This window comes from Novosphingobium sp. EMRT-2, assembly GCF_005145025.1.
Lineage (GTDB): Bacteria > Pseudomonadota > Alphaproteobacteria > Sphingomonadales > Sphingomonadaceae > Novosphingobium.
This window is the reverse complement of sequence record NZ_CP039695.1, coordinates 1,387,705-1,412,371: the sequence shown is the minus strand read 5'-3', so window position 1 is coordinate 1,412,371 and position 24,667 is coordinate 1,387,705. Positions and strand designations below refer to the sequence as shown.

Sequence of the window (24,667 nt, the reverse complement as noted above, 5' to 3'; positions counted from 1 at the left end):
CGCGCGTTCAGGCGCCGGGACGGCCGGTCGGGTGCGACCGGCGGGCGTTCAGGAAAGCGCTGGCGGACCGCGCAAGGGCGGTTGCAGGCGCGCGACGCGCCGGATGATCGGCGAGGGGGCGGGAGCGAAGCCGAGCGCCAGCACGAAGGCGATCGCCAGCGCCAGCAGGATTGGGTCCGCGCCGCCCAGCGCCGGGAAGGCATGGCCGGCAAACGGGCAGACCTCATGCGCTTTCGCGCTTGCATCCTTGCCTTCGTGGGTCCCATCGCGGGCGGGAATGCTCACTTGCTTGGCGGTGCGTTCGCCCAGCGAATCCGCGCAGACCAGCAGCGTGAAGGTCCGGGCCTGCGGCGCGACCATGTACCCCGCCGGCACCACCGCCTTCATGCACAGCGCCAGCGCCACCAGGGCGGCGGCGATGATGCGATGGCGCAGGAGAAAGGCGCGGAGCGATGCCATTGCGGCGGCCGTTAGTCGGTCGCGGCGGCTTTGTCACGCACCCGCTGCATCCGCGCCTGCTTGGGTTCAGGCGTCAGCCCAGCGCCGCAGCAGGTTGTGATAGACGCCGGTCAGGCGGATGATCGAGGGATCGCTCTGCCCCACGGTCGCCCCCAGCGTCTGGATCGCCTGGTCCAGATCGAACAGGCTGGCGCGCGCCGCGTCGTCGCGGATCATCGACTGGATCCAGAAGAAGCTTGCCACCCGTCGCCCGCGCGTGACCGGCTCCACGCGGTGGAGCGAGGAGGAGGGGTAGAGCACCGCGTGGCCGGCCGGCAGCTTGACCTGCTGGACGCCGAACGGCGTTTCAACGGTCAGTTCGCCGCCGTCGTAATCTTCCGGCGCTTCGAGGAACACCGTCATCGACAGGTCCGAACGCACGCGAAAGTTGGTATCCTTCTGGATGCGCACGGCATTGTCGACATGGGTGCCGAAAGCCTGCCCGCCGGCATAGCTGTTGAACAGCGGCGGGAAGATTTTCAGCGGCAGCGCGGCGGCGATGAACAGCGGGCACGCGCCCAACGCCGCCAGGATCAGCTGCCCCGCCTGCTGCGCCTCAGGCGCTTCCTCGGGCAGTTGCAGGTTGTTCTTGGCAAGCGCCGACTGGTAGCCCGACGTGGTGTTGCCATCGATCCATTGTGCCCGATCGATGAGGGCGCGAACCGCCGCGACGCCATCGGCATCCAGCAGGCCGGGAACGGGAATAAGCATGAAAAGGTGCTGCCTTCAGCCTTGCAGAACAAAGGGAATTTCGACGACACCGCGCACTTTCACCGCCTGCCCGCCGCGCAGGGTCGGTTCCCAGCGCCATTTGCGCACGGCGGAGAGCGCGGCATCGTCCAGCCGGCGGAAGCCGCTGCTGTTGCTGACCGAAATCTGTTCGACCGCGCCGTCCAGCCCCAGGACCAGGGCGAGCACCACGGTTCCTTGTTCCTTGCGACGGCGGCTTTCCACCGGATAGCGCGGGGGAGAGCCGGCGACCATGCGCGTGCCGAGATCGCCACCCTGCACCGTGCTGGGCGCGGCGGGCGGCGCTGGCGGCGCGGGGGGAGCCGGCGGGGCGGGCGGGCCGGGCTGGATCACCGGCTGCGGCAGCGGATCGATCGCGGCCGGGGTCGCGGCGGCTTGCGGGATCACGATCTGGGGCAGCGGCTGCGTGGTGGGAACGGGCTGGGTCTGCGGCGGCTGCTTCGCCTGGGGCGGTGGCGGGGGAGGCGGCGCGAGCGAGAGCGTGACGGCCACCAGCCGGTCTTCCTGATGCTTGGCGGCGTGGTGCTGCACGGTCAGCAGCCCGGCAATCGCCGCGATATGCACCGCAGCCGTGATGACGAGCGCCCGCGTGCTGAAACGGCGACCTTCGCCATAGCGAGCAGACCGGGTGGCGGGCACGGCCGGGGCGGTATCGAGCAAGTTGCTGGACGAAACCAGCCGCATTCGGGCATTGTCTTTCGTCGCGGCGGCGATCTGGTCCCACGAAAGCAGGGTATCGCCGTCCGCGATCAGCCCTTCAGCCTTGTGCAACACGATCTGCCTCCGTGACTCGCGCCGATCCGACGGGCTTTGTCTTTAATGCGAATTACTCGCATATCATTGCTGTTGCAAATGCATATCAACAATGATTCAGGTCAAAGTTGCGTTCTGGCTGTCCCGAAACGACAAACCCCGCCGGCAGGGCCGGCGGGGTCGCTCCGGATAACGTGGCGTGCGATCCGGCGCGGGGTCGGATCAGAGCTTCACATTCAGCGTGAACACCGCCGAGCGGGCATCGCCCGGCGTCGCCCATCCGTTGTTGCGGATGCGCGTGTAGTAGAGCGCGTTGGTGAAGTTCTTGACGTTGAGCTGCGCGGAGATTTCGGGCGTGATCGCGTAGGACAGATAGGCCTGGTGCACCCAGTAGGCCTTCGATCGCAGCACGGTCGGCGCGGCCAGCGTCGGCGCGGCGAAGGCGAAGCTGCCCTGATAGGTCGCGCCATAGCCCACGGTCAGGCCGAACGGCAGGGCATAGGTGGTGAACAGGCTGCCCGAATGCTTGGGCGTGTTGGCGAGTTCCGAACCCGCGCCGGGATCGGGATTGGCCGCGCTGTTGGCGCACCCGGTCGCGCCCGGATTGTTCAGGCAGAAGTCCGATACCGACTGGATCAGCTTGCCCTTGAGATAGGTATAGTTCGCGGTGATCGACCAGTTGGGCGTGATCCGGCCCGAGGCGCTGAGCGCGATGCCATCCACCCGTGAATGGCCGTCGAGCTGCTGATCGGGCACGATCGGATCGTTCGAGGCGACGGCGTAGCGGTCCCGTTCGTTGCGGAACGCCGCGGCGGAGACCAGCAGGCCGCCATCGAACAGTTCGGCCTTGGCGCCGATCTCGTAGTTCTTGGCGGATTCGGGCGAGATGTTGCAGGTCGCCGTCGAGCAGGAACCGTTGACCGAGGCTTTCGACGGTGTGCGCGAGTTGCCATAGGCGATATACAGGCTGACGGCTTCCACCGGCTTGTACGTGAGGCCCAGGCGATAGGAGAACAGGTCCGCGCTGTTGCGCAGCGTTGCGCCGATCAGGCGATCGCCCTTGCTGTAGCTGACGATCGGGCCGCTCGCGGTGCCCGACGGGCCGGACCCGTTGAAGGCGGCGATCGCGTCGGTGCGGTTGCTGCCCGATACGTGATCGTAGCGCGCACCAAGGCTCAGTTCGAGATAACGCCCGAGCTTGAGCGTATCGAGCGCATAGACCGCGTAATTGGTCTGTTCGCCGCGCTGATAGCTGGTGGGAGTGATATTGATCGGGCCGGTGTAGAGATTGGCGCTGTTTGGGTCGGAAATGCTGCCGAACGGCAGGTGGCGCGTGGTGGTGGTCCGGTCATAGGGATTGGTGCCGTCGGCGTTGCGCAGGGCCGATCCGCCGAACAGTTCGAACTTCTCCCACGAAGCGGCCGCGCCCACGTCCAGCGTGTGCTCGATCCCGGCGGTATTGAAAACCGCCTTCAGGTCGATCTGGTCGAACATCAGCTGGTTGCGCGTGTCGCGCACGTTGCCCTGGGGGCCGGTCAGCAGGTACGATCCGGCGGGCACGGTGATCGCCACCGTGGCCGGGCCGCCGAACGAGGTCGCCGTCACCGGGCTGATTGCCGAAGCGGAAGTGGTGCAGGCGCCGCCCGTGGGCGTCACGCCGCTCGCCAGGCAGAAGGTTCCCTGCGGTGCGGTGGCGATGGAAAGCTGGCGCACGTCCTGCCAGCGGGCGAGGTTGCGGATCGAGACCTTGTCGCTGAATTCGTGCTCGAACGTCGCGGTGAACTGGTCAACGTTGATCTTCTGCTTGTCCACGCCGCGCAGCCCGTAATAGCCCGAACGGCTGAAGCCCGCGGGCTTGCCACCGGCAGAGGCGTAATAGGGCACGCCATACTGCGGGATATTGGTGTCTTCCTGGTGGTAATACTGCAGCGTCAGGCGCGTCGGGCTGTCGATCCCGATGGTCACGGCCGGCGCGATGCCCCAGCGCTTGTAGTCCTCCACGTCGCGGCCGGGCGCGTCGTTCCTGTGCGCCATGGCGTTGAGGCGGAACGCGATCAGGTCATTGACGCGGTGGTTCACGTCCACGGTGCCGCGATAGTAGTTGTCGGTGCCGATGCCCGCGCTGAACACCGCGCTGTCATCGCCCTTGGGTCGCTTGGTGATCAGGTTGATGTTGCCGCCGACCGAACCGGCGCCCGAGATCACCGAGTTGGCGCCGTTGGTCACCTCGATCTGGTCGACGTTGAACTGATCCGAGCGGGTGTACTGCGCGCTGTCGCGCACCCCGTCGATGGTGATGTCGTTGTTCGCGCTGTAGCCGCGCAAGTTGATGCTGTCGCCATAGCCGCCGCCGCCTTCGCCTGCGCCGAAGGTGACGCCGGGCACGGTGGAGAGCACGTCGCGCAGGGTCAGCAGGTTCTGCTGCTCGATCACCTCGCTGGTTAGCACGGTGATGGTCTGCGGCGTATCGCGCACAGGGCGCGTGCGCTTGGGCGATTCCAGCGTGCGGCCCGGTTCTTCGGTGATCGCGGTGTCGGTCACGGTCATGCCGCCCAGCTTGCGACCTTGTTCCGCTTCCTGCGCCTGCGCCGGGCCGGCGAAAGCCAGCGCGCTGACACAGCCGAGCGCGAGGAACGATGAGGTCGACGTGGTTCTGGTCACTGAAGGATTCCCCCTTGGTTTGAAATTTCGGGTCCGGATATTGCGATTAATTCGCAGAGTCAATTCTATTGATAATTATTCGCAACAATGCCAAAGGCTGCCGCAGACGTCGCGAGGCGCTAGTATGCCCGTGCTTGGGAATCGTGCGGGCTGGAGGGAACGTTGGACGGGATTCGGGTTATCGAGCGGGAAACCGGCGCGCAGGGCGGGGGCGATGCGCGCCCGGCGGATGCGGGTGTTCGGCCATCACCGGCCGCGCCGCGCCGCAAGTCGCGCAAGGCGCGCCAGTTCTGGCTCAGACAGTTGCACACGTGGCACTGGATCAGCGCTGCTGTCTCGCTGGTCGGCATGTTCCTGTTCGCCATCACCGGGATCACGCTCAACCACGCCAGTTCGATCAGCGCGGAACCCAAGGTTGCTTCGCGGCAGGCCACGCTGCCGCCCGCCCTGCGCGGCGTGCTGGAAGCCGGCGCGCGCAAGGACGCGCCCGTGCCCGAACCCGTCGCGGCCAGCCTGGTCGGTCTGGTGGGACTCGACGTGCGGGGCCATGCCGCCGAATGGAATGACGATGAAGTCTATGTCGCCCTGCCGGGGCCGGGGCGCGATGCCTGGGTCAGCATCGATCGCCAGACCGGGGAAGTAACGTCCGAGCGCACCGATCGCGGCTGGGTTTCCTATTTCAACGATCTGCACAAGGGGCGCAATTCCGGGGCCGCGTGGTTCTGGTTCATCGATGTGTTCGCCGCCGCCTGCGTCATCTTCACGCTCACCGGGCTGCTCCTGCTCCAGCTGCACGCGCGGCATCGACCTTCCACCTGGCCGCTGGTCGCGCTGGGAACGGCGATCCCGCTCGTCATCGCTCTCTTTTTCATCCACTGAAGGACTGTTCACGCCCATGCGAAAAAGCCTGATCCTCGTGGCCGGTGTCGTGGCCACTCCGGCCAGCGCCGGCACCCTGACGATCACCGTCCCCCGCCTTTCGGTCGCCGAATACCACAAGCCCTATGTCGCGGCCTGGATTGAGCCGGCCGCCGGCGGTCCGGCGCGCACGCTGGCGGTGTGGTACGACGTGAAGAAGAAGGGCAACGAGCCGGGCACCAAGTGGCTGGCCGACTTGCGCACCTGGTGGCGCAAGGGCGGCCGCAGCCTGAACCTGGCCGCCGATGGCGTCAGCGGCGCGACGCGCGCGCCGGGCGCCTATCGTATCCCGCTACCGGCCGATCTGCGCCCCGGCGCCTATGTCGTCCATGTCGAGGCGGCGCGCGAGAGCGGCGGGCGGGAGCTTGTTTCCGTGCCGCTGTCCGTGCCGGTGCGCGATGCTTCGGCCGCCGGGCGTTCCGAACTGGGCGCCGTTTCCGTCACCGTCCGTTGAAAGTGCGATCGATGCTGAACAAGACCCTTCTGCTGGCGACGGGATCGCTGGCCTTTGCCGTGCCCGCGCAGGCGCATGACGCCTGGTTCCTGCCCTCGCTCACCGTGTTGTCGGATACCAACCAGGGCATCACGGTCGATGCCGCCACCTCGTCCGTGCCGTTCGTCGCCAACCATGCGCCGCTGAACGTGGATGCGGTGCAGGTGCAGGCGCCCGACGGCACGGCCGGCAAGATCGAGAACGTCGCGCGGGGCCGCTATCGCAGCACGTTCGACGTGGTGATCGACAAGCCCGGGACCTGGCGGATCGGAACCACGATGGATGCGGTGATGGGAAGGTTCAAGGTCAATGGCGAGGACTGGATGGTCGGCCGGCGCCGTGGTCCGGGTGGCCCGGGCGCTGGCGCTCCCGGCATGGGCGCCGAGGGTGGCAACCGCCCGCCGATGCCGCCCGCTGGTGGTCCGGGCGGTCCCGGAGGTCCGGGAGGCGAGGGCGGCGGGCCGCGCCGCATGATCGATCCCGCGCATGTCGTCGCCACCGTGGCCGACATTCCGGCGAACGCGACCGATCTCGATCTCACCCAGAACCAGAGCCGCAACGAGTTCTTCGTCACCGCCGGCGAGCCGACACAGACCGTGCTCCAGGCCTCGGGCAAGGGGCTGGAAATGGTGCCGGTCACGCATCCCGACGATCTCGTCACCAGCGAGCCGGGCAAGTTCCGCTTCCTGGTCGATGGCAAGCCGGCGGCCGGCCTCAAGGTGGAATTCGTGCCCAACGCCCAGCGTTTTCGCGATGGCGATCACGCGCAGGCGCTGATGACCGGCGCGGACGGCCTGGTCACGGTGAAGTGGCCGGTCGCGGGTTTCTACTGGGTGAACGCCAGCCTGACCGACGACAAGCCAAGCGCGCCGCGCGCGACCAAGCGCCGCATGACGTACACCGCGACGCTGGAAGTCGTGGCGCCGTGACCATCGCGGCATCGACCGTTCCGGCGGCCATGCGGATAGCTGTGCCGGAACGGATCGATGAAACGGCGCTGGCGCGGTTCGACCGCGGCGCACCCGTCGTCGATTGCGACGGGGAGACGATGGGCACGCGCTGGCATGTCCGCATGGCGTTGCCGGCGGGCGGCGATGCGGAACTACTGGCGGCCCGCGTCCAAGCGCGCCTCGACGGGATCGTGGCAGAGATGAGCCACTGGGAGCCGTCCTCGCTGCTCAGCCGCTACAACCGCGCCGCGCCGGGAAGCTGGACCGCATTGCCGCCCGATTTCGCGGCGGTGATGGAAGCGGCGCTGCAGGTGGCGGAACGGTCCGCCGGGGTCTTCGATCCCGCGCTTGGCCGGCTTACGGACGTATGGGGGCTGGGGCCGCGCCGGCGGGACGCGCCGCCGGACGAGGCCGCGATCGCACGGGCGCTGGAGGTTTCCGGCTGGCGGCGGCTCGCGCTGGATCGGCCGGGCGAAGGCGTATCGGCCCGCCTGCTCCAGCCGGGCGGGTTGTGGCTCGACCTGTCGGGCGTGGCCAAGGGCTATGCCGCTGATGCCGTGGCCGACCTGCTGGCGCGGGCAGGCGTTGCGCACGCGCTGGTCGGGGTGGGGGGCGAATGCGTGGGGCGCGGGATGCGCCCCGATGGCGATCCGTGGTGGGTCGATCTGGAAACGCCCGCAGGCATCGCCCTGCCGGCGCTGCGCGTGGCGCTGCACCAACTGGCGGTGGCGACTTCAGGCGACTACCTGCGCGGCGCGCACACGCTCGATCCGCGTACCGGCCATGTGCCGTACGGCGCGGCGAGCGCCATCAGTGTGCTGCACGCCTCCTGCATGATGGCCGACGCCTGGGCCAGCGCGCTGGGTGCGGTTCCCATCGCGGAGGCGAGGGATCTGGCCGTGCGGGAGGGTCTCGCCACACGCCTGATCACGCGCGACGGGGCCGAGTGGCTCAGCCCGGCCCTTTCCGCGATGCTCTGACCCTAGAAGAACAGCTTGCGCACGCTGATCATCACCGTCCGGCCCAGCGGATCGAGATAGGCAGGCTGATAGGCATAGGGCGTTGCGCCCGTGCCGTCGGTTACTTTCTGGCGGGTGTTCAGCAGGTTGTTCACGGCCAGGCTCACGCGCATCCCCCGCATCCATGGGTGCTTGCCGATCAGGCCGGGCACCTGCGCAGGATTGGCGAAAAGCCGCAGGTTGAACGTGGCGAGGCTGCCGAAGTGCAGGTTGGCGCTGGGCGTGCCCGATGGATCGACCACGCGCGTCGCGCTTTGCCACTGGCCGGTCAGGCGCAGACCGAAGCCGCTGTGCGAGAGGCCGGCCTGGACTTCCACTTCATGCCGTGGCTGGCCGGACTGGCTGCCGATCGTGCCGCCGTTCAGCAGGTCGATGGTCGGCTGTCCGGCGGCAAGGCGCGCCGTCTCGGTCAGATGCACCGAATGATAGACCGCGAAGGTGAGGCGATTGCCGCCGCCCGGCCCGCGCCCGCCGGGACCACCCGGCCCGCCGAACCCGCGCGGAGGGCCGCCTTCGCCCCGGGGAGGGCCGCCACCGAAGCCGTCCTGCGGCGGGGGCAGCGGTGCGCCGGCCTCGCCCGCCCGCCGTTGCCGTTCGGCGAAGGCGCGCATGAAGGCCGCGCGCATCGCGTCGGCCTGCGCCTTGGGGGTTTTCAGCGTCTTGGAGAAGTTGAAGCCCCAGCGCAGCACGCCGCTTTCCTGCCGGTCGATGTTCACGGGCGTTCCGATGATGCGGATCAGGTTGCCGTCATCGTCGCGGATGAAACGGCTGGGGAAGGCAGCCTGCGTCGCGGCGGTCAGCGCGGGCAGGCTCATGATGCCGTTGTCCGTGCTGGCGTGGTTGTAGTCGACCGAGAAGGTAATGTCCTTGCCGGTGAAAGGCTTGAGCGTCAGGCCCAGCCGCCATTCGCGTTTTTCGGCGCTGAGCAGGGCGTTGTTGCCCCCGCTTACCCGCGTGACCAGCACGCTCTGCCCGGTGGTGTAATCGAACACCGGCACCTGCGGGGTGGGGATCTGCGGGTTGCCGATCTGCTGCATCGTCGGCGCGCTCTGTGTCGATGCGAACGAGGCGATCAGGCTCACTTCGCGGCGCGGCGTCCAGGTCGCGCCATAGCCATAGCTGGTCAGCCCGCCGAAGTCGGACAGGGTCTGCAACTGCACGTTGCCGTTCACCGAGAGGCGGCCCAGGAACGGTGAGGGGCTGTCGAACACCGGCACGTCTACGCTCAGCGAGGCGAGGCCGGTCGTGCGGTCGAGATCGGCTTTCTGCTGTGTCACCTGCGCGCGCAAGGCCTCCGATCCGAAGCTGTTGAACGTGCCGCCCAGCCGCGCGGTGAGCGAGATGTCGCCCGCCGGCAGGCGATAGGGCGTGACGTTGGAGGTCAGGTCCGCCGTCACCGTGTCGGTCGTGCTGCGGGCCACGTCCGCCGGCACCCCGCGCACGCTGATGGTGCGGCCTTCGTCGTGGTCGTAAGTCGTCGTCAGCGTGTTGTGCAGGCCCCGGAAATCCGCGTTCACGGTCGAGCCGAGGTGGAGCGACAGGTCCTTCGCCGTGCGCTGGAACACGTCGAGGTCCGGAGTCGTCGATGCGCCGATCAGCGAATGCTGGCGATCCACCACCATCTCGCCGTTCAGACTGGCGCTGACCTTCGGCGAGAACGTGTGCGCGTAGGTCGCCGTCAGCGTCAGTTGCTCGTCCGACGGGGCCAGCGAGCGCTGGGTGTCGCCGCCGGTGCTGGTGGTGATCCCGCGCTGGCTTTCGGCGAGCGCGGCCGTGTTCTCGTAATCGAGGTTGAGGTTCAGGCGGCCGTTGCGGCGGATGGTGAGGAGGCCCAGTTCGATTTCCGGATTGTTCGCGCCGCCATCGGTGGTGAACTTGTCCTTGCCTTCCACGGTAATCGACTTGAACCGCCGCCGCAGCACGATGTTCAGCACTTTCTGGTTGGCGGGATAGCCGTACTTGAGCGCCACTTCCTCGGGCAGCACTTCGGCGCGCTGGATCGCTTCGGCGGGGATCGTCGCGATTTCGCGGAAGCTGGAGACGCGCCGCCCTTCCAGCAGAATCACGGGCGAGCCGCCGCGCGTGCTGGCCAGCTGCGGGCCGAGTTCGGTCAGCAGGTCGTTGATACTGCTGACGCCGAGGGCGCGGATATCGCCGCCGTTGAAGGTGAGTTCGGGCTTGATGTCGCCGATCACGCTGCCGCGCGGCCTCTGGCCCTGCACGACGATCTCTTCCTCGCCTTCATCCGTCGCCTGCTGCCCGCTCGGCTGGGCGGACGGTTGGCCGGCCGCCCCGCTGTCGGGCGCGGCGGTCTGCGCCAGCACGGGCACGGGCGACAGGATGGTGGTGGCCAGCCACAGGCCGGTCGGAAAACAACGCTGCATGGTACTCCCTGATGCTGTTCGGCCGCGCACGCAAAGGAGGCGCGCACGTCCCGGTCCGTGATCGGATTAGGGGAGACTTGTGTCAGAGCTTTGCTGGACCGGGCCTGAATTGTCGCAATTGGTCGCGGTGCCCGGCGGATATGAAAGCTGCCGTTATTTCATCGTCTTGGCGACCTGTTCCGCGCGTTCCATCACCCGCAGCACGTTGCCGCCGGCCAGCTTGGCGACATCGGCATCGCTCCAGCCGCGCCGCATCAGTTCGGCCAGCAGCGCGGGATAGGTCGAAACGTCCTGAAGCCCTTCCGGCAATTCGTTGCCCACGCCGTCGAAATCCGATCCCAGGCCGACATGGTCCACGCCGGCCACCTTCGCGATATGCTCGATATGATCGGCCACTTCGCCCAGCGTCACGCGCGGGGCGGGGTGTGCCTTCAGCCAGGCGGCATAGTCGGCCGCGGCCTTTTCCGGCTGGCCGATGTCCAGCCCGCCGAACGGCGGCGCGTTCAGCCGGGTCTTTTCCGCCGCCGAATCCGCTGCCCACCGCCGGTAGGCATCCGAGACATAGGGCAGCGCGTAGTTGACCATGACCACACCGCCGTTCGCCGCCACCAGCTTCAGCGTCTCGTCCGAAACATTGCGTGGATGGTCGTCCACGGCGCGCGCGCCCGAATGCGAATAGATCACCGGCGCTTTCGACACGCGCAGCGCATCGCGCATCGTCGCCTCGCTCACGTGGCTGAGATCGACCAGCATCCCAAGCCGGTTGAGTTCCGCCACGATCTGTTCGCCGAACGGCGTCAGCCCATCGTGCTGCGGATTGTCGGTGGCGGAATCGGCCCATTCGATCGTCCGCGAATGCGTCAGCGTCAGGTAGCCCGCTCCCAGCGCGGCATAGGTCCGCAGGATGGAAAGGTTGCCGTCGATTTGCCCGCCGCCCTCGACGCCGATCATCGAGGCGATCTTTCCGGCCGCGTGCGCGCGGCGCACGTCCGCCGCCGTGCGCGCCAGCGCGAAGGTTTCCGGGTAACGGGCGACGATCGTCTTCACGAGGTCGATCTGTTCCAGCGTCTCTTCGACCTGCTGCTTGCCCGGCAGGTTGGCCGAGACATAGACCGACCAGAACTGTCCGCCGACCATGCCCTTGCGCAGGCGCACGATGTCGGTGTTGTAGGCTTCGGGGCTTTTGGAAAGATCGGTCAGGTCGATCGTCCAGCGCTTGTCCCCTTCGCGTTCACGCAGCGTTTCGGGCCAGTCGTTGTGCCCATCGATCAGCGGCGTGGCTCGCAGGACGCGCGCGACGCGAGCCTGGTAGTCCTGCGTCGCTGCGGGCGATGCGGCGAACGCGGGTGCCGTCAGCGCGGTGCAGACGGCGATCAGGCCGAGAAGGGCGGTGCGGCAGGTGGAGCTTGCGGGCATGGTGTTCCAGTGGTTTCGGCGTGACGATGACCGGACCAGGATGATCCGGATGATGCGCCGACCATACTCATGCGCGGCGCGATGCCAATGCAATCCTGCTGATACCCGGTGCACGCTGAGGGCTTGCATGACGCCTGCGCCCGCGCCAATCAGCCGGAATGCGTATAGCGCTTTTCGAGCCGGAAATCGCGGGGAACGTCGGCGCCGTGCTGCGGCTTGGCGCGTGCCTGGGCGTGGCCGTGGACCTGATCGAACCGATGGGCTTCGTGTGGGATGATCGCCGGGTGCGCCGGGCCGCAATGGACTATATCGATCATGTCACCATCGCGCGCCATGCCGGGTTCGATGCGTTCAGGGAGACCGCAGGATCAAATCGGCTGGTGCTGTTCACCACCAAGGCCAGCCAATCGGTCTATGATTTCGCCTTCGCGCCGGACGACATCCTGCTGTTCGGCAAGGAAAGCGCCGGGGTGCCGGCCGCGATCGCCGACGCCTGCCACGCCCGCGTGCGCATTCCGATGCGGCCGCAGGTCCGCTCGATGAACCTCGCCTCGTCGGCCGCGCTCGCGTTGGGCGAGGCGTTGCGCCAGACGCAGACTTTGCCTGGCTGATCGACGGTTGGTGCGGATGGCCCTATGGTGCCGTCATCGGGCACTCTCCCGCGGAAAGGACTTTTCATGACGTTAGCCAGTCTCGTCGTGCCGACATATCGGCAGATGCTTGGTGCGCTGTCCGGCTGGCTGGACAAGGCCCGCTCGCAGTTGTCGCCTGATGAGGCGGAGACTCTGCTGTCCGCGCGGCTTGCGCCGGATATGTTTCCGCTCGCCACGCAGATCCGTTTCGCCTGTGTGCAGGCCTATGAAGGCGTGTTTCGTCTCGGCGACGAGGCGTTTGCGCCGATCGTCGCCACGCTGCTGGACGAAGGGCGCAATGCCGGAGAACGGCCGGGTTCGCTTGCCGAGGCGCAGGCGAGGATCGGCGAGACCCTGGCGTTTCTCGATGGCGTCGATACGGCGGCGCTCGATGCCGCGGCCGGACGGGCGCTGGCGCACGGCCTGCCCAATGGAATGATCTTCGACCTGACCGCCGAACAGTACGCGCGGGATTGGACCTTGCCGCAGTTCTATTTCCACGTGATGATCGCCTACGCGATCCTGCGCAGCGCCGGCGTCGATCTCGGCAAGGCGGACTACGTCGCGCACATGTTCGCCTATCTGCGGCCAGGGACGGTGCCCGGACAATAACGCGGCGGGACGGCGGTGGTGAAGAGTGGTCGGGGAGATAGGATTCGAACCTACGACCCTCTGGTCCCAAACCAGATGCGCTACCAGGCTGCGCTACTCCCCGACACCGGGTTGCCCTTAGGGATGGCGGCCGGTGGACGCAAGCGGGAATGCCGCATCCATTCCCCGCGCGGCAGCGACTGGCCGGCGCGCGCGGGTGGGGTGGTGGGCCCGGCAGGATTCGAACCCGCGACCTAGCCGTTATGAGCGGCCAGCTCTAACCGCTGAGCTACAGGCCCGACCCCGGTGGAGGCGTTAGAGGGGAGGCGCGGTCTTGGCAAGGCAGGCTTGGCATGATGCGGCGTCAGCCACGGGCCAAGGCAGGATCAGCCGGCGGCGGCGGTGATCTCGCGAACCGTCGTGGGCTTGATCCCGCGCTGGGCGAGGTAGGTCAGGATTGTGCGCCACCAGTCGTAGAATTGCGTCAGATCGTCGGCATCGCGGACATAAGGCGTGTAACCGGGGCACAAGGACGGGCTGTGGAACGAGAATACCAGGATTGGCAGCCCGTCGTCGATGGCGATGTCCACGCCTTTCAGCGCTTCGTCCACGCTCACGCCTTCGGGCGTCAGCGGAATGCGTTCCAGCATGCCCACCCGCGCCAGCAGGCCGCGCAGGCGCGGCACGCGCCACAGCATCGGGTAGAGCGTGCGGCCCTGCTTGCGCAACATGCCCCAGAACACCGTGGTCAGCGGCAGTTCCATGAGGTTGGCGGCACGATCGATCCAGTAGGGCGTCAGCGGGTGATCGCGGAAGTTGGGGCCGCCACCCGAGCTGTAATCGAACAGCGCGCGGACCGAGGTGTCGATGGCGATGCCGGCGTCCGCCAGTATGCGCGCGCTTTCGGTCCCCACGCCATAGCGCCCGGCGCGGTAGATGCGCGGGGTGGAACCCAACTCGGTTTCGATCGCATCGCGCAGCGTGTTGAACTTGGCGCGTTCCAGCTCGCGCGGAAGATTGCCCGAGAAGCTGTTGTGAACGCTGACGGTTTCCTCGAAGGGCGGGCTGACCCAGGGGTGAAGCTGTACCCCGGCCTCGGCCTTGCCCGCCGCGATCGGGCCGCCCATCACCTCCGCCGCGCGCGGGTCTGTGGCGATGGGGTAGTCGACCAGATAGATCGGGCTGACGCCGAAGCTTTCGCAGAACGTCTGGAACTCGGCGATATGGGGCACATGATCCAGGCCGAACCCGGTGCGGCTGAACGGCTGTCCCCAGTCGAACTCTTCCTCGGTATCGACCGTGACGATGAAGCGCTGCCCGAAGTCGGCCGCAAAGCGGACCATGTCCGCCTCTGCCGGCAAATCCAGGATCGTCTTCATGCCCACGTTTCCCCCCGAGGGAACCGGACTGCTTCAACCCGCGCCGGCAGCGGGACCCTCACTTTCGCTAAGTGCATGATCGGGCCGGGTCAAGATGGGCAGGGTAACAATAATTTTTGAGCCGCGCCGTTCCAACCGTCCCCCTGCGGCGCGGGCTTCCGCCATAGCGAGACGCAGCGCGAAGCCGTGGCCCAGCATCGCGGAAACGGGCTGGACGCCGCCGCGCCCCTGATCCGGTGCGAACAGGGTTTCGTCGTCGTGCAGCGCAAGCGAGGCGGTCAGCGGCAGGGCCAGCACCGCCGTGCCGTTATCCTCGCTCAGCGCGGTGGCGAGCCGTTCGCCCGGCGCGGCGGAGGCGGCCATGACCGAGAACACGCGCCAGATCATGCGCTCCAGCTCGATCCTAGCCACGCCCACCGGAACCGGCGCCTCCGGCCGGGTAAAGCTCAGGCGCACCTGGCGCGAAACGGTCGCCGGCTCCAGTTGCTTCAGCAGCCGGCCGACCAGTTCGGCAAGGTCGGTCTCGCCCGGTTCGCTTTCCAGCCGCCCGCTTTCCAGCTTTACCAGCCGTTCGATTTCCTCGAACCCCGCCAGCATTCGCGCGGCGTCGGCGGCGATGCTGGCCGCCAGCCCCCGGTACTGGTGCGGGGTTTCCCCGAAAAGCTGTTGCTGGATCAGCTCGGCAAAGCCCTGGATCGCATTGATCGGCGTGCGCAGCTCGTGCAGCACCTGGCGCAGCCGGTCGGCGCTGCCATCGGGAACGTCGTCGTTGGCGGGCCGGCCGGACGCCGCCTCCGCACCGGCGACATGGGGCGCAGCCGGCCGGCGCAGCAACGCGTGATAGCCGGTGAAGCGCCCGCCGTCGGCGGAAAACAGCGGCGCGGCGTCGATCCGCCAGGCCCCGGCGATCAGCGGCGAACCTGTCAGTTCCATTCGCCCGGCGATGATCGGCACATGCTTTTCCGCCGCGCGGACGGTGGCGGCGTCGCAGCGTGCCGGTGCGCCCGGTTCGGTCGTGAACGGACGAAAGCCCACCAGCATCGGGCCAAGCCCGGCGCCCGCCTGCAACCCCGCCTGGACGATCCCGCCCGAGGCATCGCAGCGCAGGTCGACGGCGGTGATACGGGGGGGCGCCGTAGCGCGCGCCTCGTCGCTGAAGGGCAGATGCGGCGCCGTGGGATCGGCCGGCCCGGCGGCGGCATCGCGGTTGCGGCGGAATGCCTCGATCCGTCGGACGATCGCGCCGATGCCTTCGTTGCGACCGGGCTGCCCGTCCGTTTCAGGGGATGGGGGCGGCGTGCGCGCCGCCGGCGTCAGGACGGCGATCCGTCCGTCGCTAGCCTCGTCGATCGGCCAAGCGCCGGACTCGCTGGTCTGCGCGGGCGTGGCGGGAAGCGCATGATAGCCATCGGGCTGCGGCAGGCCGAAATCGTCGATCCCGAGCCGCGCGAGCAGCGCTTCCACGTTCGCGCCCAGATCGCGCCGGTGGCGAAGAAATCCGCGCGCCTGCACGGGCAGCGCGGGGATCAGGTCCAGCCAGCCCTGTTCGGAAAGGCGCGCCGATCCGATCGCGGCCAGCGCCACGCGCGGCTCCTGCGCGGCGAAGCGGGCGACCAGCGCGGCATCGGTCAGGCGGGTCTGGCGCAGCAGCGCGGCGCGTTCGTCCTCGCCCAGCAGGGTGGTCAGCGAATCCAGGCGCTCCAGCGCGGAATCGTGCCGCTTTACGCTGCGGGCGTCCTCGCGCCGCAGCAGGTCCACGAGTTGCAGGAACTGCGTCCTCGCCGCCGTCGGCCCGGCCGCGACGGTACGCAGCACGGTATCAAGGCGGTCATCGACGATCATTCCTGCTCCGATTGGCCCCCCGCGGACCGGAGAGCGGCCAGCTACAGCGGCAGACCCTAACAAATCGTGGCGGTTCGGGAAGCGGCATCATCGACCGCGTTGCATTGTGGGACGATTGCGATATGACACAATAAAATTATCACCCGCCCCTGGATTAGGTGTGGAAAATTACCATACCCGCCATGGATTCATGTGGTGACGATCGGGATGCTAAAGGCATGGCAACTTTGGATGCGATTGACCGCCGGCTTCTCGCCGAACTGCAGGATGAAGGCAGGGTAACCAACGTGGAGCTGGCGCAGCGCGTGGGCCTTACCGCCCCGCCGTGCCTGCGCCGCGTGCGCGCGCTGGAAGAGGCGGGCGTGATCCGCGGCTACCACGCCGATCTCGATGCGTCCAAGCTGGGTTTCTCAATCACGGTCTTCGCGCTGGTCAGCCTCAAGAGCCAGGCCGAGGAATCGCTCCGCCAGTTCGAGGAGCATATGCGCGGCCTTGCCGAAGTGCGCGAATGTCACATGCTGAACGGCGAGATCGATTTCATTCTCAAGATCGTCAGCCGCGATCTGCAAAGTTTCCAGGAATTCCTCACCAGCAAGCTCACGCCCGCGCCCAACGTGGCGAGCGTGAAGACCTCGTTGACGATCCGCACCGCCAAGCAGCTGCCCGGCGTGCCGATGGACGAATAGGCTCCCTTCTCCCCGGGGGGGAGGGGAAGCCTGAAGCTGGGTGGCGGGGCTTAGCCCGCCACCACCTCGATCTGCACGGTGTCCAGCGTGAACGAACCGTCCGGTTCGATCTCGAAATAGGTCGCCAGTTCGCGCGATGCGCCCGCCTGCAACGATCGGATCGCCGCGCGGTGCGGTTCGGGCGTGCGCATCCGTTCGACCCACGAGGAATACTCCATGCGCAGCCGCCGTGTCCTCACCGCGCGCAGCAGGAAGCCGGCCGCGGTCAGCGCCTCGCCCCATTCGGTGACCGAATAGTCGCGGATATGCGAAGGATCGCGCAGTAGTTCCACGGCCTGCAGATGCGTGTCGAGCGCGGCGGGGCCGGGGGACACCACATCGATGAACACGGCGGTCGCGCCGGGCTCCAGCACGCGCCGCGCCTCGCGCAGCCCGGCGTGGAAATCCCGCCAGTGGTGGGCTGAAAAGCGGCAGCCCAGGAAGTCGAACGCGGCGTTGGCGAACGGCAGGGCTTCGGCCGGCGTGACGCAGGTCTCCAGATTCGCCAGGCCGCGTTCGCGCGCGGTGTTCGCCACAGCGGCCATCATCTCGGCCGAGAGGTCCGCCGCGATGACGGCCCCGGCATGGCGGGCCAGCCGATAGGCGACATGGCCGCCGCCCGCGCCGAGATCGAGCGCGCGGCGCGGGCGCGCGTGTTCCGCCAGCGCTTCCAGCGCGTCGAGATCCTCGCCGGCGGCGTGGACGGGGCTGTGCACATAGGCTTCGGCGCGGGGGCCGAACTGGTCCTGCACCAGATCATCGTGGGAACGGGTCATGTCTTGCTCTCCTTGTTCCGCGAGAATGCACCCATTTTACCCTGTTACAATAGATGCATTTATCCTGTTATAAGTGTGCCTATGTTGAGCGAGGAACAACGCCGCCTGCTCGGGCGGTTCATCCGGTCGCACCGTGAACGGGTCACGCCATCCGTGCCCACGCGGCGGCGGCGGACGCCGGGGCTGCGGCGCGAGGAACTGGCGGCGCTGGCGGGGATCGGCGTGACCTGGTGCGCGTGGATCGAACAGGGGCGCGACATCCGCGTTTCGCCGGAAGCGCTAGCCCGGCTGGCGAACGCGCTGGCGCTCACCCCGGCGGAACGCGCCTATCTGTTCGAACTGGCGGGCCGGCGCGATCCCGATGCGCCCCGGTCGGAACCGATGCCGCAGGCGCCGCGATCGGTCCGCGCGCTGGTGGAGGCGCAGGCCCATCCGGCCTACGGGCTGGACCGCTTGTGGAACGCCTGCTGCTGGAACGCGGCGGCGGAGCATCTGTTCAGCGGCTGGCTGGGGCCGGGCCAGCAGAAGAACCTGCTGCGCTATACGTTTACCGAACCTTCTGCGCGCACCCTCCTGCCCGACTGGGAGGACCGCGCCGCCCGGCTGCTCGCCGAATTCCGCGCCGACTATGCCCGCGCACTGGACGATGCGGCGATGGCGCAACTGGTGGCGGAGATGAAGGCGGAATCCGCGCTGTTCCGGCGACTATGGGATGCCCAGTCGGTCAGCGTGCGCGAAGGCGGGCAACGCACGTTCCTCCATCCGCTCGACGGGCCGCTGGCTTACGAACAGCATACTTTCATCCCGGCGGAGCGGGTGGACTACAAGCTGGTGGTGCTGTTTCCGGGAACGGGCGGATAGCGGACCGCCGAAGCGCCTGCGACTTTGTCAAATCCGCCGGCTTCAGCCCGCCGCGGCCGCCTGCTCATGGTGGCGGATCACTTCGTCGATGATGAAGCGCAGGAACTTTTCCGAGAATTCGGGATCGAGCTTGGCGTCGGTCGCCAGGGCGCGCAGACGCGCGATCTGGCGTTCTTCGCGACCGGGGTCGCTGGCCGGCAGCTTCTTTTCGGCCTTGTACGCGCCGACCGCCTGGGTGATGCGAAACCGTTCGGCGAGAATATGGATCATCGCCGCGTCGATATTGTCGATGCTCTGGCGGAATCCTGCCAGCACCGGGTCGTCGCTCATTCCCTTACCTCGTCGTTTGTCGGCCCAACCCGCGCGGCGAAACCGCGTCGCTCGTGCGCTAACGCGCAACTTGCGTCTTGCCAAGCCGCCGCCCCTCGGCCAAGCGGACGGCGATGACTGCAACCGTCCACTCGCTTCCCCGCAAGGCAGAGCCTTCGCTCGCCCCGATGATGTCGCTGGTCGCCGAAGGCATGAACAGCGTCAACGCCGTGATTCTCGACCGGATGCAGTCGCGCATTCCGTTGATCCCGGCGCTGGCGGGCCACCTGATCGCGGGTGGCGGCAAGCGGATGCGCCCGATGCTCACGCTCGCCAGCGCGGCGTTGCTCGGGTACGGCGGGGCGCGGCATTTCAAGCTGGCGGCGGCGGTGGAGTTCATCCACACCGCCACGCTGCTGCACGACGATGTCGTGGACGGGTCGGACCTGCGGCGCGGCAAGAAGACCGCCAACATCGTGTTCGGCAACCCGGCCACGGTGCTCGTCGGCGATTTCCTGTTCAGCCGCTCCTTCGAACTGATGGTCGAGGACGGCTCGATCCGGGTGCTGCGCATCCTGTCCAACGCCTCGGCGGTGATCGCTGAGGGCGAGGTCGACCAGTTGACCGCGCAGCGGCAGGTCGAAACCACCGAGGAACGCTACCTCGCGATCATCAGCGCCAAGACGGCCGCGCTGTTCGCCGCCGCCTGCCGCATCGCCGCCGTGGTGGCCGAACGGCCCGAGGCGGACGAGCTGGCGCTGGAGGCCTATGGCCGCTACCTCGGCATCGCGTTCCAGCTGACCGACGATGCGATCGACTACGATTCCGACGCGGCCGAGATGGGCAAGGACCAGGGCGACGATTTCCGCGATGGCAAGATGACGCTGCCGGTGATCCTCGCCTATGCGCGCGGTTCGGACGAGGAACGGGCGTTCTGGCGCGATGCGATTGCCGGCAACCGCACGGGCGATGCCGATCTCGTCCACGCGATCGCGCTGATCCGCAAGCATGACGCGGTGCTCGCCACGCGTGAACGCGCCCGGCACTATGCCCAGCGCGCGATCGATGCGATCGCAGCGTTTCCGGCCAGCGAGGCCAAGGCCGCGATGATCGAGGCGGCCGAATTCGCGGTGGCGCGCCGGTTCTGACCGCGCGCGCCGTTCAGCGCGGCAGCAGGAACACCACATAGCCCCGGAAATGGGGATCGCGCGCGAGTTCGGGCGGCGCGCGCCATTCGCCGCCTTCGACCAGCCCCAGCCGATAGGGGAAGGGCAGGCGCGCCAGCGAGCGGAGATAGGCTTCGTACCCCGGCACCGTGCGTCGTCCCTGATAGGTTTGAAGCACGACGTCATCGACCACGGTGCCCAGGGCGGCCAATGCCGCCGGATCGCCACCCGCGCTCCAGTCCATCAGGCCGGTGATCGACAGCTTGTAGCGCCGGGGCAGCCGCCGCCGCGCTTCGGCCAGGAAGGTGGCATATCGGTCCAGCCCACGCGTGCGCGCATCGAAATCGAGTTGCAGCCCGGCCAGCCGGTTGCCCGCTGCCTGCCAGCGATCGAGTTCGGCCAGCACCCGCCGCCAGACCGGCTCCTCCCAGTCGAGCCGTTCGAGCCGGACCACCAGCCAGATCTCGGTGTGGCGGACATGCGGCACCCCTGCCCGCAGGGGCACGAACCCCCCGGCGTGGCTGGCGCGCACTTCGCCGTCGAGCAGGTAGATCGTCTTCGCCTTCGCCAGCACTCCGGGCGCCTTCACGCCCGCCCACAGGAAGAAGGCATCATGCTGCGCCGCGTTGACATGCCCAGCAGGCGCTCGTTCGCCAGCTGGGCGCTTGCCGCAGCCCGTCAGCAGGCCGAGGCACAGCAAGAGTGCGGCAATGGAGCGGATCACCAATAGACGCGCAGGCTGCGAGCCCACTGGCTGTTGGGGTAGTCGCGCTTCAACTGGTCAAACCACGCCTTGCGCTGGGCGATCGGAACCTCCTCGCCCCCGCAGTCGCTGATGCCCGCCGGCGCGTAGCAGCGGATCGCGCGGTACAGTGCGTAGGCACGCTCGTCCGCCGCCGCCTGCCGGTTGGCGATGATCGCCGCGTAGATCGCGCCGCGCGTCAGCACCGCGCCGCTAAAGCGGCCGGGGCCGGACGCCAGCGTGCCGTCGGCCTGCACCGGGTCGAGGGTGGTGAAGCGATCGAAGCCGTTCAGTCGCCAGAATTCGCCCAGGCACAGTCGCGCGCGGACATTGGCCGGGTTCTGCGAAAGCTGCCCGGCGGTGACGTCCAGTGCGGGGCAGGCGAGTTCGCTGGACCACTTGCCTTTCGTGAAGACGCCCACCGGCACCGCGTCGCCCGTCCCGAAGTCCCAGATCGAAAGCTCGCTGCCCGCGTCCGCCGGCACCAGCACGCGATCGCGGCCGAAATCGGCATAGTGGCCGTGCGCAAGATCCTTGTGCAGCAGCGTGAACAGCGCGATTTGGCGCGGATGCGGGGCCGATGCCGGATCGGCGGCGAAGCGGCGCAGCAGATCGGCGCCCGCCAACCGCATCAGCAGCAGTTCGCGGATACGGTCGTCGCGCACGGGCGAGTTTGCATCGAACACCGTCTCGAACCGGCCCGCCTTCTGCCAAGCCAGCGCCAGCGCCAGTTCGGCCAGCGGACGCTGATAGGGATCGGACGCCGCGCCGATCAGCCCCTGCCAGTAGCCCGTCTCGCCATTGCCACCCGCCAGCGCCATGCCGCGCAGCATCCGCGCGCTGAACGCCAGCGGCACGCTGGCCGGTTGCGGCGCGCGATCGGGGAGCAGCGCTGCGGCTTTGGCATTGTCCTTCGCGATGTAGAAGGCATGGGCGGCCTGGAGATAGGCATAGAGGTCCGGGCGCGCGGCGAAGCGGCCTTTCTGGCCCGCCAGCGTGGCGGCGCTCAGCGGCGGTTGCTCCTCGCCATCGAACTGCCGCATCCGCATCAGGTCGATCACGGCGAGCAGCATCGGGCTGTCGACCGCCGCTTCCGCGTTCTTCTGGAGGATCAGCTTGTTGTCGATTTCCTGGATCAGCGTGGCCAGTTCGGCGCTGTCTGGCGGGAGCGCCTGCAGCAGCCGTTCGTATTCGCGGCCAAGCCCCGCCAGATCGCCCGACAGCCACAGTGCGCGCCGGTCGAGGCCCCGTGCTGAATCCGCATAGCGGCCTTTGGGATAGCGCTTGAGATAGGCGGCAATGGCGGCGCGGGCGCGCTGGAGCGCGGGCTTGTCGACCTTCTCCGGCCCGGTAAAATCGCCGTACTCGTCAAAGCTGGCAGCCTGCGCCGCGTTCAGTTCCACGCGCAGCGCCATATAGGCCGCCGCTTCGGCGATCCACGGATCGCGAGCGCCAGCCAGTGCGGCGAACCCGCCGCGCGCCTTGTCCCACTGGCCGATGTAAAACGCGGTGGCGGCATCCACGTAGCCGGCGAATTCGCGCCCCGATGCGCTGGCGACCTGCGCGCGCCACCCATTGTCGAGCGCCGCGTCGGCATGATCGCTGATCTCGGAGCACTTTTCCGCCAGGGTCGCGCGCGCGCCGCGCAGCGCGGTGCGCTCGCCTTCCGGAATGCCCTTCGCGGCGGCGAGCGCGGCTTCGAATGCCGTCTGCCCGGACGCTGCGCTGTTACAACGGGAATTGAGCGGCTGGTCTTCCGAGACTGCCTCGTCTGCGCCGCCACGCCCCGCGTAAGTGTCGCGCAAGGTGTACCAGCCGAAGAAGCTGTGACCGAAACCGCGCTCCTCCCACGTGGGCTTGGCATAGGCGATGGCCTTGCCCAACGGTGCCGTCCGGCGCAACAGGAACAGATTGACGCGCGTATCGTTGCCCGGCGCGAGCAGGGCGCGGTTGCCGCAACTGAAACCGCTGTCGGAAAGCGCCCAGACCGGATCGCACGAATAATCCGAACTGGCGCCAGCCGGCCCCGCACCCGCCAGCAGAGCCAACCCCGCAACCCCGGTCCAGATCGCGATCCGCCTCTTGTTCCGCATGTCCACACTCCCCAGCAGTGGGCGCGAGAGTACGGGATTCGCCGGAACAAGGCAAAGCGGCAAGGCGGCACAATCTATCGTCGGGGGCATCATCGGGGGCCAATCGCCACCAGTTTCGCCGCGTTTCCACTCCGGAACGATGGGAGGCAAGAAATTGCGCAAAACCCATTGCGTTCCCCGCGCGCCCTCTGTAAACGGCGCCCCTGCCCACGGGGTAGGGCCGCTTTAGCTCAGCCGGTAGAGCACATCATTCGTAATGATGGGGTCAGGTGTTCGAGTCACCTAAGCGGCACCATTTTCCTCTCCATCGCAGCCTCACCTACCGGTTCGCCGTTCAGGCAGGCCTGATCGTTCGCCTTCGGGTATCCGGGGTTGCGCGGGGGCGGCCCTGGCCGCATGGTCGCGCTTTGGCCCGGAAAGTGTCCGTGGCGTTCAAGGAGTTGTCATGAAATCTGCGGGGCGTTCCCCATCGTTGCTGTTGCGCTTCCTGCAGGGCGAAGCGGCTGGTGGCGTGGTGCTGATGCTGGCGGCTGCACTGGCGATGGTGATTGCGAACGGGTCGCTGGCCGAAGCCTATTTCCACCTGCTTCATGCCGAAACCGGGCCGGTGCTGAGCGACAAGCTGGGGCCGATGACGGTCCACCTGTGGATCAACGACGGATTGATGGCGATCTTTTTCCTGCTGGTGGGGCTGGAGATCAAGCGCGAGTTCGTCGACGGGCGGCTGGTCACCTGGCAGCAGCGGCGGCTGCCGTTCCTGGCGGCGGCGGGCGGCATGGCGGTGCCGGCGGCGTTCTACCTGCTGGTCTCGGGCGGCCATCCCGATCTGCGGGCCGGCTGGGCGATCCCGGCTGCGACGGACATCGCCTTTGCGATCGGCGTCATGGCGCTGCTGGGCAACCGGGTGCCGACGTCGCTCAAGCTGTTCCTGACCACGGTGGCGATCGTGGACGACATGGGCGCGGTGGTGATCATCGCCGTGGCCTACACCGCCAGCATCTCGTGGCTGGCGCTGGCGGCGGCGGGCGGGATATTCGCCGCGATGATGGTGCTCAACCGGATGGGCGTGCGCCACCTTGGCGTCTATCTGGCCGGCTTTGCGGCGCTGTGGCTGGCGATCCTGATTTCGGGTGTCCATGCGACGATCGCGGGCGTTCTTGCGGCGCTGACCGTGCCGATCGTGGCGACGCCGGGCGCGCCCGATGCCGAGGATTCGCCGCTGCACCGGCTGGAACACGCGCTGCATCCGGTTTCGGCGTGGTTCGTGGTGCCCGTGTTCGGGCTGGCCAACGCGGGGATCGCGCTGGGCGGGAGCGGCCTCCACGCGCTGGGCGATGCGCTGCCGCTGGGCATCATCGCCGGGCTTTTCCTGGGCAAGCAGGCGGGCATCTTCTCGGCGATCTGGCTCTCCGTGAAGGCAGGGATCGCGCAGCGTCCGCGCGGGGCGACCTGGTTGCAAGTCTATGGCCTTGCCGTGCTGTGCGGCATCGGCTTCACGATGAGCCTGTTCATCGCCATGCTGGCCTTTCCCGGGGCAGCGGCGCTGATTGACGAAGCGAAGCTGGGCGTGCTGGCCGGATCGGTGCTGTCCGGATTGCTGGGCTTTGCGATCCTGCGCCTTGCGCCGCGTGCCGCGGATCAGGCCAGTGTCGAGAACGACGTCGCGCGTGAGATCGACGAGGACGGAGACGTCAAAACGCTGTGACGGC

At 67.9% G+C, this 24,667-nt stretch carries 22 protein-coding genes and 3 tRNA genes; 11 read left to right on the top strand and 14 right to left on the bottom strand.

Going from position 1 to position 24,667, the window contains the following annotated elements; translation table 11 throughout:
• Positions 1-48: 48 nt before the first annotated feature.
• The 4 genes from FA702_RS06905 to FA702_RS06890 all read right to left on the bottom strand — a co-directional run bounded on the left by FA702_RS06905 (position 49) and on the right by FA702_RS06890 (position 4,662).
• Positions 49-459 carry a hypothetical protein gene (locus FA702_RS06905; protein WP_136955527.1) on the bottom strand — a complete coding sequence of 137 codons (411 nt, stop codon included), beginning with the start codon at positions 457-459 and terminating at the stop codon, positions 49-51.
• 66 nt (positions 460-525) lie between these two features.
• Positions 526-1,209 carry a Fe2+-dependent dioxygenase gene (locus FA702_RS06900; protein ID WP_136955526.1) on the bottom strand — a complete coding sequence of 228 codons (684 nt, stop codon included), beginning with the start codon at positions 1,207-1,209 and terminating at the stop codon, positions 526-528.
• A 15-nt stretch (positions 1,210-1,224) separates the two neighbouring features.
• The gene (locus FA702_RS06895; RefSeq protein ID WP_255504743.1) at positions 1,225-2,022 is read right to left on the bottom strand and encodes an energy transducer TonB; all 798 of its coding nucleotides are present in this window, start codon (positions 2,020-2,022) and stop codon (positions 1,225-1,227) included.
• Positions 2,023-2,223: 201 nt separating this feature from the next.
• The gene (locus FA702_RS06890) at positions 2,224-4,662 is read right to left on the bottom strand and encodes a TonB-dependent siderophore receptor (RefSeq protein ID WP_136955525.1); all 2,439 of its coding nucleotides are present in this window, start codon (positions 4,660-4,662) and stop codon (positions 2,224-2,226) included.
• A 303-nt stretch (positions 4,663-4,965) separates the two neighbouring features.
• Between FA702_RS06890 and FA702_RS06885 the strand changes: the two genes are divergently transcribed.
• The 4 genes from FA702_RS06885 to FA702_RS06870 are packed head-to-tail and all read left to right on the top strand — an operon-like array spanning position 4,966 to position 8,003.
• Positions 4,966-5,541 (top strand): PepSY-associated TM helix domain-containing protein, encoded by a 576-nt coding sequence (locus FA702_RS06885; protein ID WP_255504796.1) that lies wholly within the window; start codon positions 4,966-4,968, stop codon positions 5,539-5,541.
• Positions 5,542-5,557: 16 nt separating this feature from the next.
• A complete protein-coding gene (locus tag FA702_RS06880) occupies positions 5,558-6,034 on the top strand; it encodes a DUF2271 domain-containing protein (protein WP_136955524.1) in 477 nt (158 codons plus the stop codon).
• An 11-nt stretch (positions 6,035-6,045) separates the two neighbouring features.
• Positions 6,046-7,002, top strand: a complete 957-nt coding sequence (locus tag FA702_RS06875) for a DUF4198 domain-containing protein (RefSeq protein WP_136955523.1) — start codon at positions 6,046-6,048, stop codon at positions 7,000-7,002.
• Positions 6,999-8,003 carry an FAD:protein FMN transferase gene (locus FA702_RS06870; RefSeq protein WP_370385501.1) on the top strand — a complete coding sequence of 335 codons (1,005 nt, stop codon included), beginning with the start codon at positions 6,999-7,001 and terminating at the stop codon, positions 8,001-8,003. Before FA702_RS06875 ends, FA702_RS06870 begins: the two co-directional genes overlap by 4 nt.
• 2 nt (positions 8,004-8,005) lie before the next feature.
• On the opposite strand, the gene FA702_RS06865 is transcribed toward FA702_RS06870, so the two are convergent.
• A complete protein-coding gene (locus FA702_RS06865; protein ID WP_136955522.1) occupies positions 8,006-10,426 on the bottom strand; it encodes a TonB-dependent receptor in 2,421 nt (806 codons plus the stop codon).
• 153 nt (positions 10,427-10,579) lie between these two features.
• A complete protein-coding gene (locus FA702_RS06860) occupies positions 10,580-11,842 on the bottom strand; it encodes a dipeptidase (RefSeq protein ID WP_136955521.1) in 1,263 nt (420 codons plus the stop codon).
• 158 nt (positions 11,843-12,000) lie between these two features.
• Here FA702_RS06860 and FA702_RS06855 point away from each other — a divergent pair, with 158 nt between their 5' ends.
• Entirely contained in the window at positions 12,001-12,453 is a 453-nt protein-coding gene (locus FA702_RS06855) for a tRNA (cytidine(34)-2'-O)-methyltransferase (protein ID WP_136955520.1), read from the top strand.
• A gap of 66 nt (positions 12,454-12,519) precedes the next feature.
• Complete coding sequence (locus FA702_RS06850) at positions 12,520-13,086, top strand: DUF1993 family protein (RefSeq protein WP_136955519.1); 567 nt, start codon at positions 12,520-12,522, stop codon at positions 13,084-13,086.
• 26 nt (positions 13,087-13,112) lie between these two features.
• Here FA702_RS06850 and FA702_RS06845 read toward each other — a convergent pair.
• The 4 genes from FA702_RS06845 to FA702_RS06830 form a co-directional block, all read right to left on the bottom strand.
• Positions 13,113-13,189, bottom strand: a tRNA-Pro gene (locus tag FA702_RS06845).
• 99 nt (positions 13,190-13,288) lie between these two features.
• Positions 13,289-13,364: transfer RNA gene (locus FA702_RS06840), tRNA-Ile, on the bottom strand.
• Between the two features lie 87 nt (positions 13,365-13,451).
• Positions 13,452-14,444: a polysaccharide deacetylase family protein gene (locus FA702_RS06835; protein WP_136955518.1), complete on the bottom strand. Its 993-nt coding sequence runs from the start codon at positions 14,442-14,444 to the stop codon at positions 13,452-13,454.
• A 33-nt stretch (positions 14,445-14,477) separates the two neighbouring features.
• Positions 14,478-16,286, bottom strand: coding sequence for a sensor histidine kinase KdpD (locus FA702_RS06830; RefSeq protein ID WP_136955517.1), 1,809 nt, complete (start codon positions 16,284-16,286; stop codon positions 14,478-14,480).
• 218 nt (positions 16,287-16,504) lie between these two features.
• On the opposite strand from FA702_RS06830, the gene FA702_RS06825 reads away from it, so the two are divergent.
• The gene (locus FA702_RS06825; RefSeq protein ID WP_124807696.1) at positions 16,505-16,972 is read left to right on the top strand and encodes an Lrp/AsnC family transcriptional regulator; all 468 of its coding nucleotides are present in this window, start codon (positions 16,505-16,507) and stop codon (positions 16,970-16,972) included.
• A gap of 50 nt (positions 16,973-17,022) precedes the next feature.
• On the opposite strand, the gene FA702_RS06820 is transcribed toward FA702_RS06825, so the two are convergent.
• A complete protein-coding gene (locus FA702_RS06820; protein WP_136955516.1) occupies positions 17,023-17,787 on the bottom strand; it encodes a class I SAM-dependent methyltransferase in 765 nt (254 codons plus the stop codon).
• An 81-nt stretch (positions 17,788-17,868) separates the two neighbouring features.
• Between FA702_RS06820 and FA702_RS06815 the strand changes: the two genes are divergently transcribed.
• Positions 17,869-18,648: a helix-turn-helix domain-containing protein gene (locus tag FA702_RS06815; protein WP_136955515.1), complete on the top strand. Its 780-nt coding sequence runs from the start codon at positions 17,869-17,871 to the stop codon at positions 18,646-18,648.
• A 42-nt stretch (positions 18,649-18,690) separates the two neighbouring features.
• Here FA702_RS06815 and FA702_RS06810 read toward each other — a convergent pair whose 3' ends face one another.
• Positions 18,691-18,978, bottom strand: coding sequence for a chorismate mutase (locus FA702_RS06810; RefSeq protein WP_124807693.1), 288 nt, complete (start codon positions 18,976-18,978; stop codon positions 18,691-18,693).
• A gap of 113 nt (positions 18,979-19,091) precedes the next feature.
• Here FA702_RS06810 and FA702_RS06805 point away from each other — a divergent pair, with 113 nt between their 5' ends.
• Entirely contained in the window at positions 19,092-20,105 is a 1,014-nt protein-coding gene (locus tag FA702_RS06805; RefSeq protein ID WP_136955514.1) for a polyprenyl synthetase family protein, read from the top strand.
• 13 nt (positions 20,106-20,118) lie between these two features.
• Here the strand turns inward: FA702_RS06805 and FA702_RS06800 are convergent, their stop codons facing one another.
• Together FA702_RS06800 and FA702_RS06795 are read right to left on the bottom strand one after the other, a co-directional pair.
• The gene (locus FA702_RS06800) at positions 20,119-20,847 is read right to left on the bottom strand and encodes a DUF3142 domain-containing protein (RefSeq protein ID WP_255504742.1); all 729 of its coding nucleotides are present in this window, start codon (positions 20,845-20,847) and stop codon (positions 20,119-20,121) included.
• Positions 20,844-22,958: a hypothetical protein gene (locus tag FA702_RS06795; protein WP_136955512.1), complete on the bottom strand. Its 2,115-nt coding sequence runs from the start codon at positions 22,956-22,958 to the stop codon at positions 20,844-20,846. The genes FA702_RS06800 and FA702_RS06795 overlap by 4 nt, the downstream gene beginning before the upstream one ends.
• A gap of 219 nt (positions 22,959-23,177) precedes the next feature.
• Here FA702_RS06795 and FA702_RS06790 point away from each other — a divergent pair.
• Positions 23,178-23,253 (top strand) — tRNA-Thr (locus tag FA702_RS06790).
• A gap of 150 nt (positions 23,254-23,403) precedes the next feature.
• Complete coding sequence (gene nhaA / locus FA702_RS06785; protein WP_136955511.1) at positions 23,404-24,663, top strand: Na+/H+ antiporter NhaA; 1,260 nt, start codon at positions 23,404-23,406, stop codon at positions 24,661-24,663.
• Positions 24,664-24,667 lie beyond the last annotated feature (4 nt).

What these genes read in the sequence shown, in the direction of transcription:
- FA702_RS06875 (WP_136955523.1), top strand. Translation starts at nt 6,046, where the DNA reads ATGCTGAACAAGACCCTTCTGCTGGCGACGGGATCGCTGGCCTTTGCC.
- FA702_RS06810 (WP_124807693.1), bottom strand. Translation starts at nt 18,978, where the DNA reads ATGAGCGACGACCCGGTGCTGGCAGGATTCCGCCAGAGCATCGACAAT.
- FA702_RS06860 (WP_136955521.1), bottom strand. Translation starts at nt 11,842, where the DNA reads ATGCCCGCAAGCTCCACCTGCCGCACCGCCCTTCTCGGCCTGATCGCC.
- FA702_RS06825 (WP_124807696.1), top strand. Translation starts at nt 16,505, where the DNA reads ATGGCAACTTTGGATGCGATTGACCGCCGGCTTCTCGCCGAACTGCAG.
- FA702_RS06820 (WP_136955516.1), bottom strand. Translation starts at nt 17,787, where the DNA reads ATGACCCGTTCCCACGATGATCTGGTGCAGGACCAGTTCGGCCCCCGC.
- FA702_RS06905 (WP_136955527.1), bottom strand. Translation starts at nt 459, where the DNA reads ATGGCATCGCTCCGCGCCTTTCTCCTGCGCCATCGCATCATCGCCGCC.
- FA702_RS06835 (WP_136955518.1), bottom strand. Translation starts at nt 14,444, where the DNA reads ATGAAGACGATCCTGGATTTGCCGGCAGAGGCGGACATGGTCCGCTTT.
- FA702_RS06855 (WP_136955520.1), top strand. Translation starts at nt 12,001, where the DNA reads ATGCGTATAGCGCTTTTCGAGCCGGAAATCGCGGGGAACGTCGGCGCC.
- FA702_RS06900 (WP_136955526.1), bottom strand. Translation starts at nt 1,209, where the DNA reads ATGCTTATTCCCGTTCCCGGCCTGCTGGATGCCGATGGCGTCGCGGCG.
- FA702_RS06880 (WP_136955524.1), top strand. Translation starts at nt 5,558, where the DNA reads ATGCGAAAAAGCCTGATCCTCGTGGCCGGTGTCGTGGCCACTCCGGCC.
- FA702_RS06815 (WP_136955515.1), top strand. Translation starts at nt 17,869, where the DNA reads ATGTTGAGCGAGGAACAACGCCGCCTGCTCGGGCGGTTCATCCGGTCG.
- FA702_RS06795 (WP_136955512.1), bottom strand. Translation starts at nt 22,958, where the DNA reads ATGCGGAACAAGAGGCGGATCGCGATCTGGACCGGGGTTGCGGGGTTG.
- FA702_RS06865 (WP_136955522.1), bottom strand. Translation starts at nt 10,426, where the DNA reads ATGCAGCGTTGTTTTCCGACCGGCCTGTGGCTGGCCACCACCATCCTG.
- FA702_RS06830 (WP_136955517.1), bottom strand. Translation starts at nt 16,286, where the DNA reads ATGATCGTCGATGACCGCCTTGATACCGTGCTGCGTACCGTCGCGGCC.
- FA702_RS06850 (WP_136955519.1), top strand. Translation starts at nt 12,520, where the DNA reads ATGACGTTAGCCAGTCTCGTCGTGCCGACATATCGGCAGATGCTTGGT.
- FA702_RS06805 (WP_136955514.1), top strand. Translation starts at nt 19,092, where the DNA reads ATGACTGCAACCGTCCACTCGCTTCCCCGCAAGGCAGAGCCTTCGCTC.
- nhaA (WP_136955511.1), top strand. Translation starts at nt 23,404, where the DNA reads ATGAAATCTGCGGGGCGTTCCCCATCGTTGCTGTTGCGCTTCCTGCAG.